Raw genomic sequence first — 12540 nt, forward strand, 5'->3', positions numbered from 1 at the left:
TGATGGGTCTGCTGATCTCGGATGTGCGCAATCCATTCTTCCCGGATCTGATCGAGCACTTTGAGTCGCTCGCTGGGCAACATGGGATCGACGTAACGTTCGTGAACACGGGGTACAGCGAAGAGCGATTCTCGAACGGTGTGCGGCGGCTGCTGGAGCGCGGCGTGGATGGGATAGCGATACTGACCTCGGAGCTGAGCCGGGAGGGCATTGACCGGCTGCGGGCGACGAACACGCCGGTGGTATTTCTGAACCAGCCCACGGTGATCGGGAACTATCCGAACATCACGGTGGATTACGTGAAGGGGTTTCGCGATGCGGTGGACCATCTGCGGATGCTGGGACACTCGCGGATCGCGTTCCTGTCGGGGCCCCCGACGTTGAGTTCCGCGACACGGCGTCGCAAGGCGTTCCTTGCGGCGATGCGCGCGTGTGGCATGGACAAGGAAGAGCCATGGGTGTTTGAAGGCGACCACAAGATTGCAGGGGGACGCCTGGTGGCGCAGCAGTTGTTCTCGATGGCGAAGCCCCCGACGGCGCTGATCTGCTCGAACGACATGATGGCGGTGGGTGTGTTGCAGGGAGCGAGCCAGCTCGGCGTTCGTATCCCGGATGCGCTGTCGCTGATTGGCTTCGACGACCTGTTTCTGTGCGAGGCGGTGCAGCCTGCGCTGACGAGCCTTCATCTGTCGCGCCAGGAGATTGCGAGCCGGGCGTTTTATGCGCTGCAGGCGGGGCGGGAAGATATGCCGCAGGCTCATGCATCGGTGATATTGCCGCATCTTGTGGTGCGTTCGTCGACGGCGCCGGTGGGTGGGAGCAAGGGGAAGCTGAAGCGGTAGTGGCGGAGGGAAAGGTCCCCGTTGTAAACCTTTACATGAAATGCTCTCCTCGCGTATGGTGGTGCCCGGAGAGTGGTAATGGACCGCCGACGCTTCCTTGAACTCGCAGCCGGGGCAACAATCAGTGGGAGCGCCGCCAGTGCGGCTGCACCAGCCTATGCAGCAGCACAGACGCGGGGGCAAGAGGCCTTCGTGGATCAGCGACGGGGCACTGCACCGTTTGAGCGGACACGGCAGGGCCGCGCGCCGAATATCTTCCTGATCTGCGCCGACATGGTTGGCCCGGACCTCTATCATCCTGAGCGTTCGTTCTCGCGCCATGTGCAGCTGCCGGCGATTCGAGCGTTGATGGATGATGGCACGTTTTTTGCGAATGCGTTCTGCACGGTGCCCTTGTGCTCGCCTTCGCGGGCTTCGTATCTTACAGGGCGTTACAGCTACATCCAGGGCAACGGAGAGCGTGCTCCTGAAGGGCTGGAGACGCAGCTTCGGCGCGATGACACGATCTTTCCGGAGTACCTGAAGGCCAGCGGATACGAGACGCGCCAGGTGGGCAAGGCGCATGTGGGATCGGACAAGTTTCTCGATGCGTTTGGCGAGAACGACAATCCGTGGGATCGCTGGTCACCCCCGGTGTTCGACGATGATGGATACCTTGCGTATCAGCGATCGCTGGGCGTGAAGCCGCAGAAGTACTCGCGGGAGATTGTGTTCAAGCAGCAGGATCGCGTGTCGCCTGGGAACTCTGCTGGTGGATGGATTGTGCAGGAGGATGGCAAGGCGTTTCCGTTCGAAGCGCATTACAGCTACTACCTGGCGAAGCGCGCGGTGGATACGCTGCGGAACTACATGGAGAACGGCACGGCTGCGCGGCACCCGGTATATCTGCAGCTGGATATCTTCGATCCGCACCAGCCGTTCTCGATTCCCTCAGGTTTTGAGGAGCGCGAGAAGGAACTGCGTGCCGCGGTGAAGCTGCCGGCATCGTATGAGCGCGCGGTGCAGAACAACTTCAAGCGCGAGGCCAACGAGCCGGAGATCCTGAACGTCTATCGGCGGTACTGGGGCATCTACGATGCGAAGGCGCTGGTGGACTACCGCGTGGCGTATGCGTTGCAGATGGAGCTGGTCGATCGCGTGATCGGGTACTTCCTCAGCGAGGTGACGAAGCTGGGGCTATATGACGAGAGCGTGGTGGCCTTCATCAGCGATCACGGGGAGATGAACGGACGGCGCGCGATGGTGGACAAGGGCGTGTATCTGTATCCCGACGTGCTGCGCGTGCCGATGATCTTCAAGGTGCCGGGCGCGGCGAAGGGGCGCGTGGTGCAGGACACGGTATCGCTCCTTGACCTATCGCAGACACTGCTGGATGTTGCGGGTGTTCGTCCTGAAGCGATGATGGATGGCGTGTCGCTGCTGCCTGTGATTGGGGGTGGCAACGTGGAGCGCGCGAACCGGCTGCTGTTCTTCGGGGGATGGCATGTGGGTGTGAACTTTGCGTGCGGACTGGAACGTCGCACGAGCGATGGACGGCACTATGTGTATGCGTACAACTGCAGCTCGCCTTGCGATGAGCTGTATGACCTGGACAGCGAGGACGCGGTGAACCTGATCGATGAGCCGCAGTATGCCGGTGTATGCAAGGAGATGATTCAAGCGCTGGGTGCGGAGTTGCAGAAAGATCCACGATGGGTTGGGTATTGGGCGGAGTTCCGGATTGCGCGGTATGACGATCTGCCGAAGATGAATGGAGATATGCAGCTGTTTACGAAGCCGAGTTAGATGGGCAGAGAGTAGACAGTAGAGTGAAAGCAAAAGGCCCGCAGCCATGTTGGCAGCGGGCCTTTTGTTGCGTGGTTGAGGTTAGAAGTTGAGGGTTCCACCGATCTGGACGATGCGGTTGTCGTGGGAGGTGCTGGTGATCTGGCCGAAGGTAGCGTTGGAGGCGATGCCGGAGGCCGGGTTGCCGAACTGGGTGTGGTTGAAGGCGTTGAAGAACTCACCACGAAGGGTGAACTTCCAATCGCGATAGATGGCGAAGGCCTTGTGTGCGCCAAGGTCCCAGTTGTTGAGGCCAGGACCGATGACGTCGTCGAAGCCGGCGTTGCCGTACCAGGCGATCACGCCGGGAGTTGCGGGGTGATCGAGGTATGGGTCGGCGTAGCAGGGAGAGACGCTCGCAACTGCAGGAGCCATCCAGAAGTTGCCATTGGTGCGGACGTTCTTGTTCGCAAGAGCCTTGTGGCCGTTGCAGGTTTCGTCCGCGTGGATGTTTGCCGGAGACCAGACGGTGCGATTGGGAGCGGTGATGGTGAAGGGAGTACCGCGCTGCATCGTTGCGATGGCATCGATGCTCCAGCCGCCGACGATCTCATTGACGACGGGACCAACGTTGTGAAGGAAGGGCTTGCTCTTGCCGAAGGGAAGTTCAGCGACAGCACTGATGACGAGTGAGAGCGGGACGTCCGAGGTGGTGAGGCCATAGTCGCAGCGGATGCAGCTGCGGTTCTGGTTGAGCGTGCCGTTGGAGCCCTGTTGCGCGGCGGCGAGAGCCTTGGAGTAGTTGAAGTTGGTGATGAGGCTGAAGCCGTCGGCGAACTGGCGCTGGAACTTTACGAGCAGCGAGTTGTAATTGCCGTAACCAATGCTGGAGGCTTCCTGGATGTAGGGATACTTCGGGTAATAGGGATTGTTGGCGTTATTGCAAGCGTAGGAGCCGACGGAGGAGCAGTCGATGGGATCGAAGTTCAGAGCGAGGTGATGCGATTCGTTGCCGATGTAGGCGATGTCAAGCAGGTACTTGGTGCCGAAGTTGTGCTGGACATCAAGGTTCCACTGCGAGATGTATGGCGTACGGTTGTTGGCCCCGAGATACTGGATGGCGCCGGTGACGTTGGCCGCCTGGGTGGGAGTGATCTGTCCGGTAGTGACTGCGGGCATGGCGTTGACGCCCAGCACATAGGTGGGGTTGGGTTGCGTGTTGGTGACGGAGCTGTTGACGGTGATGTATTCGCTGACGACGGAGTACTGGGCGTTCACGTCCATCTGGGTGGTGTAGTAGAGGCCCCAGCCGGCGCGGATGGTGGTGTTCTTGAGCGCGGTGGGCGACCATGCGATGCCGACGCGCGGCGCCCAGTTGGTCATGGTCATGGGGTAGACCTCGGGGTTGGTCTGTCCGAGGGCGGCGAAGGTTTCGAGGCCAGTGTTGAAGTCGAAGCTGTGGATGAGGTTCTTGTCGGAGCCTACGGGGTTGGGGGTGGTGCTACCGAACCAGGCAAGTGCGACATTGGCGGTCAGCGTTGGCGAGACCTTCCAGGTGTCTTCGATGTAAGGCGACGCGGTGGTCCACCGGAAATGGGTCTTGGGCATACCGATGGACTGACCGCTGCTGAGATCACCGAGCAGGAAGTCGGCGAAGGCGTTGCCGGTGTTGGCCTGAACGGTGTAGGCGCTGGTGCCGTTGAGCTGCGCGGTGTAGGTGTCGTTGAAGGTGAAGACACCGCGTGCGTTGGCGTTGGCGCTGGATTGTACGTTGCGGCTGTAGAGGATAATGGCGCCGAACTTAATCTGGTGGTTGCCCTTGAGCCAGTTGAAGCTGTCGTGGATCTGGTAGATGTTATCGATATCACCAAGCAATCCGGTGGAGGCTCCGAAGCCTGCGTAGCCGCCGGAGATGTTGATGCCGGGGACGCCGTTGGGATCTTCAGTCCCTGTGATGTTGAGCTTCTGCTGGAGGCCCGGCACGGTGGCGCCTTCATCGTAGACAGCGTCGCGTACGACACCGGCGCGGAACTCATTGACCATGCGCGAATTCAAGGTCCAGTTCCAGCCGAGAGCCACGTACTCGGTATCGAGGGGGTAGTATGCTCCCTGTCCTGGAAAAAGGCCTGGGTTGCTGTAGGGCGAGTTGAGCCACGTGCCCTGCGCAAAGACCTGATGCTTTGGACCAAGGTTGTAATCGATGCGGCCGGTGAACTGGTCGGAGTTGAGCGTGGTCTTGGGAGAGCCGTAGTAGCGGCCCTGCGAGGTGGAGATAGCCGGGCCAGCTGCATAGTAGCCGAGCAAGGTCTGAATGCTGCTGGAGATTCGCGCGGCGGGAATCTTGTTGCCGGGGAACTGCGTGCGCTGGAGGGTAACAGGGTTGAACGTGGTTGGATCGTAGATGGGGGTGGAGAGTGCGGAAAAGTCACCGCCCAGCATGGCTGAAGTAGGTGTGACGGCGTTGGATACGGCGGTAAGGATCTGACGATAGCCTTCGTAATTGGTGAAGAAGAAGAGCTTGTCGTGAAGGACGGGACCGCCGAAATAGAAGCCGAACTGGTTCTGGTTATAGGGGCCGGGGAGCTGTGGAACTCCGGCGCTGATGGCGAAGTAGTTGCGAGCCTGCAGGTAGCTATTGCGGTTATATTCGTAAACTTCGCCGTGGTACTTGTTGGTACCACTCTTGGTGACGGTGTCGACGACGGCGGGGTTGGGGCCAAGGTCGGGCATGAAGAAGCCGTAGTGGACTTCGAACTGGTCGATGGCTTCGGTGGAGATATTCAGCGAGTTATTTGCGGCGCGGGAGCCCACGGTTTCGAGGCCGTTGAGCAGGTACATGGTGTAGTCGGGCTCGTTGCCTGCGACGTTGATGGAGAGGCCGGGGTGGCCGGTCTGTGCGATGGAGTTATTCGCAGCGCCGGAGTTGTTGAAGGCCGCTCCAGAAAGCAAGGCGAGCTGTAGGAAGTTGCGATTGTTCAGCGGCAGGTTCTCGACGCTCTGCGGTCCGATGACGGTGCCCATGTCATTGGAGCTGGGGTCGATGAGGTTGCTGAGGCCGCTGGCTTCGACGACGACCTGATCGGAAGCAGAGACGCCGAGCTTGGCGTTCTCAGTGGCTTTCTGGCCGACGACGAGGTTGAAGCTCGCTACCTTGTATGAGCCGAAGGAGTCCTTGGTGACCTCGAGCGAATAGAGGCCGGGAGAAAGAGCAGGGAAGGAGTATGCACCCTGGGAATCGGTCGAAGCCTTGAAGATGGTGCCGTTGGATGTGTTGGTGAGAGTGATGTTTGCGTTTGGAATGACCGCACCCGTTGAGTCTGTGACTGTACCTTCCACAGAGCTTCCGCTTTGTGCGCGGCCGAGCGGTGCGCTGGCGAGTGCGAGGGAAGCGGCCAGCATCCAGTAACGTAAATGGACTTTCATGAGTTGCCTCCAGAAATCCTCGACGAGTCGAGGTGTAGTGCACTCAGGAACGCTTTGAAAGTTGAGAGGGAGCGTTACCGGTACAGAATGTAATGGTTTTCAAAATCGGCGGAAGCATATTTCCCAGCGCGCGGCACTGTCAAGACGCAAATTGTCACAAGCCTTTCTGCGGAAATGCGCAGTGAGACGGCCCGGCTATGGCGTGCGAATGCAGTCCGACAGATTCTCTGGGGCGTGTGACGAAGCGGATCCTGAAGAGATCGCTAGATGGCGCAGGGACAACAGGCACGCGGGCAACAACAGGCAACCACCGCGGTTAGCGGAAGGCCAGCGATGCCGAAGAGCGAGAGAGAAGCGCGCATGTTGATGGCTATCATACACAAAGTGGAGTCCGGATTGAATGCGAAGGGTATGGAGTGGAGGAGTTCGCTTGACAGGTGCGTCGTGTCCGCCTAGCGTTGTTGCGTAAACGATTACATATGCGATCTGACCTCATACTTTCCTCGCTCCCCATTGCTCTTGGCGCCGCGCTGCTGGCGGTTGCCGCGCCCGTCTCAGCGCAGGTGACTGAAGGCAAGCCGATGCCGCCCGTGGTGAACGTGCATGTCGATGCCGGCGGCGATCTCGGCAAGGTTCCGGAACGGATCTTTGGGACGTTCATTGAGCCGATCGACTATTCGATCGACAACGGTGTTGTGGCTGAGGTGCTGGTGGATGGCAGCCTGGAGGCCGGGTTGTGGAACCACGCGATGGTGGAGCAGATCTATCGCGATCAACCGGAGCTGATTGAATCCAGCAACCAGACGGGCATACCGATTCCGTGGGCGCCGCTGAATGCGGCGGCGGGGAACCGCTATGAGCTGCATGTTGGCAACGCGGCAAACAGCTGGCAGTCGCTGGAGATCATGGGCGTGCCGGGTCAGTTGACGGGAATTGCGCAGAGGGTATACCTGCCGGTGCCGCGCGCGCTGAAGTACAACGTATCGATCTACGCGAAGCACGTGAGCGGACCGGCGAGGCTCACGTTATCGCTGCGGGCGATGCAGTCGAATGATGTGATCGCAGAGGCCAGCGTGGATGCGGGCGCGGACCAATGGACGAAGTACACCGCGACGATTGAACTTAAGCCGGGACAGGTGCGCCGGCTGGAGCCGGTGCGGTTCGCGGTATCGGTGGAAGGCACGGGACGGATCGATGTGGACCAGATTTCGCTGATGCCTGCGGATGCGATGGGCACGTTGGATCCGGATGTGGTGCACATGGCCGCGGCGATGCACATGAAGGAGCTGCGGCTGGGCGGGAACTTCTCGAGCTACTACCACTGGAAGGATGGCGTCGGGCCGCTGGACAAGCGGGTGACGATGGAGAACATCGCGTGGGGCATACCGGAGTACAACAACTTTGGTACCGACGAGTTCCTGCAGTTCTGCCAGCTGGTGCATGCGGAGCCGCAGTTCAATGTGAACGAGGGCAGCGGCACTCCGGAAGAGGCTGCGGAGTGGATGAAGTATGTGCGCGAGCGGTATCACGGGCCGATGATCGTGGAGATGGGCAATGAGCTCTACGGGCACTGGCAGGTGGGATATCCGACGGTGGATGAGATCGGGCCGAGGACGCTGGAGTTCAGCAAAGCGCTGCGGCCGGTGATTGGCGATGCGACGCTGATGGCGACGGGCGGAACTCCCGATGGATTCGAGAGGTGGAATGCGGCGCTGATTGCGAATCCGGCGGGGACGCAGGATTTGATTACGACGCACTTCATCACGGGGACCAACCATGTGAAGCTGACGCCGTATACGCCGGACTTTATGGCGCAGGCGGCGTATGCGGTGCCGTTCGCGGTGGGGAAGAACTTTGACCGCATGCAGGCGCAGCTGGATGCGAAGCCGGGCTACAAAAACACGCACTTCGCGGTGACGGAGTGGCTGTTCAACAGCAAGGGCCAGGGCGAACGGAACTTCACGAACGAAAGCCCCAGCAGCCGCAATGAGGGCGGCGCGGTGATGATCGCGGCGACGTTCAACACGTACTTCCGGCATAACCAGGAGATCAAGCTGGTGGACATGACGGGGTTGATGGAGTTTGCGGGGATCTGGAAGCGCAAGGAGCAGGTATTTGGGACGCCTGCGTACTACGCGTTCGGGCTGTACTCGCAGGCGCAGGGGCAGACGGTGTTGCCTGTGGTGACGGACTCTGGCACGTACAGCGTGAAGAACGGGACGCAGGGGTATGCGGATGCCAACGACGTGCCGTATATCGACGTTGCCGCGACGCGGAGCGTCGATGGGAAGACGCTGACGCTGTACTGTGTGAACCGGTCCATCAGTGTAGATGAGCCGGCGAGCTTCGATGTGGGGAACTTTGCGGCGGGGCAGGCGTTTGTGCAGCAGATTACGGCGGCGTCTCGTTATGTGATGAACGATGAGGTGGAGCCGCAGCGTGTGGTGCCGGTGCCGTTTGGGATGGTGGTGCCGCAGAGTGCGCCGCTGAAGGTGACGCTGCCGCATGAGTCGGTGACGGTGATTACGCTGAGCGCGAAGTAGCGGAGGGCGCGAGCGAACGGCTTGAGCTATAGAGGTGCGAGGTGTCCAGGTAGGAGCAAAGAGTGAGGTAGAGGATCTGGCTGTAGAGGTAGGAGGTATTCAGGTTGGATACAGGAGTGAGTGGGCCCGCATCTTGAGAAGATGCGGGCCCACGTTCTTTGCTACCTGGCGTAGTGTTTCAGCTCTTCCGCGGTCATGAGGAAGGCTCCGACGCCGTAGACGTAGCTGGAGGTTTCGGTGAAGGCTCCGGGAGCGGCGCCGATGGGCTGGATGCAGCCGAGGCGGCCGTCGGCGTAGACGTGCTGGAGCATGCCGGCCCAGGCCTTCTCAATGACGGGGCCGTAGGTCTTGCGGTCGAGCAGGCCGTTGTTGACGCCCCAGGTGAGGCCGTAGGCGAAGAAGGCGGAGCCGGAGATCTCAGGCAGAGGGTAATGCGTGGGGTCGAGGAGGCTGGGCTTCCAGAGGCCGTCGGGCTGCTGGAGTTCGGCGATGCGGGCGGCCATGTCCTTGAAGAGGGCTTCGTACTTCGGGCGCAGGGGGTCGTTCTTGGGCATGGCCTTGAGGACGTTTGCGGTACCGGCGAGTACCCAGCCGTTACCGCGGGTCCAGTAGATGTTTTCGCCGTTGGCTTCGTGCTTGCCGAAGTAGGTGGCATCGCGGTAGAAGAGCTTCTGCTTGGGGTCGTAGAGGTGGTTCTGGGTGAGGGACCACTCGCGGTCCATGGCGTCGATGTACTTGTGGTCGCCGGTGATGACGGACATCTTGACGAGGCCAGTAGGCGCCATGAAGAGGGCGTCGCACCACCACCAGAGGTCCTTGTCGAGATTGTCGCGGTAGTCGACGAGGCGGTCGAAGGTGGCGCGGGTGTCGGCGATGCGGGCGGGATCCTTCTTCTCGGCGTAGAGCTTCTCGTAGGACTGGCCGATGGCTTCATCGTCGGCGTGGAGCGGGCGGTTGTTCCAGAGCTTCCACTCGTAGCGTTGCGCGTCTGCGAGCACGGCGTCGTGGTACTTCTTGTCGCCGGTGGCATCGGTCGCGGCGAGCAGGCCGAGGTAGAGCGGAGCGTAGGTCCAGTCCTGATTGAACTTGCCTTTGGCGTTGACGAGTTGCCAATCGGCGACGGTGCGGATGGCCTTGTCGATGGCCTTCTTGTTTATCGCCGGGGAGAGGTTGGCCATGCCGGAGGCGTCGGGGGCAGAGTTGCCGGCTGCGGCGGTGATGTCCTTGCCGGACATCGGCTTTTCAGGCGCTTTCTGGGCAAAGGCAGCGGTGGTGACGGCGAGGCAGCAGGAAGCAGTTGCGATCAGGGACAACCGGTTATGAAGCATTGGATCCTCCAACAGAATGGGCAGCGAGGGCGCCAGCAAGAGTAAGGAACGCAGGGGGAAGATCCTGCGTGGAAACTGAGATGACAGCAGGGCTCGTTGTAGCTACAGAGATGTGTGCGTGGCCATTGTAAAGCTGCACGACGCGAGAGCCGGTGGGCGTGCCGAGGTTGTCGAGGAGGCGGCCGTTGCCAGCCAGAGCGAAGCGGACCTGGGCGCGGGAGTCGAGGCAACGAACGCCGTTGGTGTCGAGGAGTTCGGCTTCGACGGTGGCGATGTTGCCGGAGAGGCTGTGAAGTTGGAGCGCGAGCTTCGCGGGCTTGCCCCATGGACGGGTCTCGTAGCGGAAGCGGATGGTGTCGGTGAGTTGCTGGCCGTCGTGGGTGTGGGCTACTGCGCGTAGCTCGTTGTCTCCGGGGCGGAAGATGGCGTTCCAGCGCAGGCCGGCGCAGGGGAAGTCGTTGGGATCGCGCTTGCGTTTGCCTGCGGAGACGCCGTTGACGAAGAGCTCGACCTCGGGGCAGTTGGAGTAGACGCGGACGAGCCGTGGCTGATTTTCCGCGCCCCAGCGGACGGGCCAGTTGTGACCGAAGAGGCGGAGCATGGGCTTTTGCGACCACCACGACTGGAAGACGAAGTAGCCTTCCTTGGGCTGCATGTCGCGGGTGATAAGGCCCTTCTGGTTCACGCGGGGGACGGGGTTTTCGACGCGCAGGGGAGTGGTGAAGTCCTTGAAGCACCATTGCAGCGCGCCGGTGAGCCAGGGCGTGTTGTCGATGGTGCGGAGGTACCACTCGAAGAGGTCGCAGGCGTAGGTCTCGGTCCAGGTGCCGTCTTTGGAGACGCGGGCGTCGCCGCCGGAGGGCTTGTAGGCGAGGCCTTTTTCGGCGGGGTCGCTGCTGGGAGGGACGTGGGCGATGGCGGGATCGGGCTCTTCGGCAAAGCGGCCGGCGTGGGAGTCGGCGCCCCACTCGACGTGGAGGAGATGGGGGACGATGTTGCGGGCTTTCTCGAGCGCGGGGGCGTAGTCGGTGTAGACGCCGGAGTACCAGCCGGCCCAGATGGAGGGCGAGTAGACGTCAGGGATGTCCTTGACGAAGTCGCCGCGGCGGTAGCCGGTCATGCGGGTGGGATCCTGGGCGTGGGCGAGGTCGCGCAGCTCGGTCATGTAGCGGCGGATGGCTTCGTGATCGTTGATGTTGATCTCGGTGGGCCAGTCGTCCTCGTTGCCGAGGCCCCAGATGAGCACGCTGGGATGATTGCGATGCTGGTCGATGAGGGTGTGCAGCATGCGCTTGCCCATGGCTTCGAAGGTCTCGGAGACGATGCCGCTGCGGCACCAGCAGAGCTCTTCCCAGACGAAGAGGCCGAGCTCGTCGCAGAGCTCGAGCACGAGCGCGCGCTGCTGATAGTGGCCGAGGCGGACGATGTTAGCGCCCATCGCCTTCAGGAGGCGGAACTCTTCGCGGATGAGCTCGGCGGACATGGCCGCGGCGGTGCCGGCGTGGTCTTCGTGGCGCTGCGAGCCTTTGAGGAGCAGGCGCTGGCCGTTGAGGAAGAACGGGCCGTGGTCTTGCCAGCGGGTGTGGCGGATGCCGAAGTGATGCGAGGCGCTGGTTGTATCCGCGCCGGTACCGAGGGTGACCTCGCAGCGATAGAGGTTGGGTTCGCCGGGGGACCAGAGCTTCGGGGCTTTGATCGTGGTGCTCGTGAGCTCGATCTCGCCCTGCCAGGGAGCGCGTGTTACGTGCTGCGTGTGGACGGTGCGACCGGCGGGGTCGAGGAGGGTGATGGTGAGGTCGAGCTCGCCAGTTGCGGGCTGCGGAGCGTAGAGGCGTGCGGTGATGGAGATGGCTGCTGGCTTGTCGGGCTCGAAGTCGATGTGAGTGTGGACGGCTTCGAGGGAGACCGCGGGCAAGTAGATGAGATGGACGGGGCGATAGAGGCCGCCGTAGAGCGTGAAGTCGCTCTGGTCGGAGGGCATGCGGTCGATATTGCGGCCGTTGTCGCAGAGGATGGCCAGTTGGAGCGGCTCGTTGGGCTTGAGGGCGCTGGTGTGGTCGGTGATGTCGACCATCCACTCGTCGTAGCCGCCGATGTGCTCGGCGATTTTCGTGCCGCCTAGCCAGACCTCGGCTTGCTGGCCTGCGCCTTCGACGTGGAGCAAGGTGCGGCCGTTGGAATAAGGGTTCGCGACGGCGAGCCTCGTGCGATACCAGCCGAGGCCGCGATAGGCGGGAGCGTCGGGGTCGCAGGCGTCGTAGTGATTGAAGCAATGCGGGAGCGAGACCTTCTCCCAGGTGACGAGCTCTTCGCTGTGCCAGACCTGCTGGCGGCCGTCGAGCGGGCCGCGGTAGAACTCCCAGTTGCTGTCGAGGACGAGGTCATGGGTCGCGGAGCGCTCGGCCTGCTGTGCGGATGCGAGCGCGGGGAAGGGCAAGGCGGCGAGTGCAGCGGCGGAGGCGCTGCTTTTGAGGAAGGTGCGTCGATTCATGTGCGAAATTCCGCCGTCATGGGTGAAAATTTGATGAGAGCCGCGTTTCTTGCTAGACAAACGCTTCAATTGAAGATTTCGGACGTCGAGCGAGGAAAAGTTGGAAGATACAACAAAGCCCAGGCAGCGGAAGGATACCGCATCCGGCA

6 protein-coding genes are annotated in these 12540 nt (G+C 61.5%); 3 read left to right on the top strand and 3 right to left on the bottom strand.

What is annotated here, in order from left to right:
• The first annotated feature begins 2 nt into the window (after positions 1-2).
• Both C4S68_RS20700 and C4S68_RS20705 read left to right on the top strand, forming a co-directional pair.
• The gene (locus C4S68_RS20700; RefSeq protein WP_235011758.1) at positions 3-842 is read left to right on the top strand and encodes a LacI family DNA-binding transcriptional regulator; all 840 of its coding nucleotides are present in this window, start codon (positions 3-5) and stop codon (positions 840-842) included.
• Between the two features lie 78 nt (positions 843-920).
• The gene (locus C4S68_RS20705) at positions 921-2627 is read left to right on the top strand and encodes a sulfatase-like hydrolase/transferase (protein ID WP_103935023.1); all 1707 of its coding nucleotides are present in this window, start codon (positions 921-923) and stop codon (positions 2625-2627) included.
• Between the two features lie 81 nt (positions 2628-2708).
• Here the strand turns inward: C4S68_RS20705 and C4S68_RS20710 are convergent, their stop codons facing one another.
• Positions 2709-6029 (bottom strand): TonB-dependent receptor, encoded by a 3321-nt coding sequence (locus tag C4S68_RS20710; RefSeq protein WP_103935024.1) that lies wholly within the window; start codon positions 6027-6029, stop codon positions 2709-2711.
• A 479-nt stretch (positions 6030-6508) separates the two neighbouring features.
• Between C4S68_RS20710 and C4S68_RS20720 the strand changes: the two genes are divergently transcribed.
• Entirely contained in the window at positions 6509-8572 is a 2064-nt protein-coding gene (locus C4S68_RS20720) for an alpha-L-arabinofuranosidase C-terminal domain-containing protein (RefSeq protein WP_103935026.1), read from the top strand.
• A 161-nt stretch (positions 8573-8733) separates the two neighbouring features.
• Here the strand turns inward: C4S68_RS20720 and C4S68_RS20725 are convergent, their stop codons facing one another.
• Positions 8734-9900: a glycoside hydrolase family 88/105 protein gene (locus tag C4S68_RS20725; protein ID WP_103935027.1), complete on the bottom strand. Its 1167-nt coding sequence runs from the start codon at positions 9898-9900 to the stop codon at positions 8734-8736.
• On the bottom strand, positions 9890-12391 hold the full coding sequence (locus C4S68_RS20730; RefSeq protein ID WP_103935028.1) for a glycoside hydrolase family 2 protein: 2502 nt from the start codon (positions 12389-12391) through the stop codon (positions 9890-9892). Before C4S68_RS20730 ends, C4S68_RS20725 begins: the two co-directional genes overlap by 11 nt.
• Between the last annotated feature and the right edge of the window lie 149 nt (positions 12392-12540).

This window comes from Bryocella elongata, from assembly GCF_900108185.1.
In the GTDB taxonomy this organism is placed as follows: domain Bacteria; phylum Acidobacteriota; class Terriglobia; order Terriglobales; family Acidobacteriaceae; genus Granulicella; species Granulicella elongata.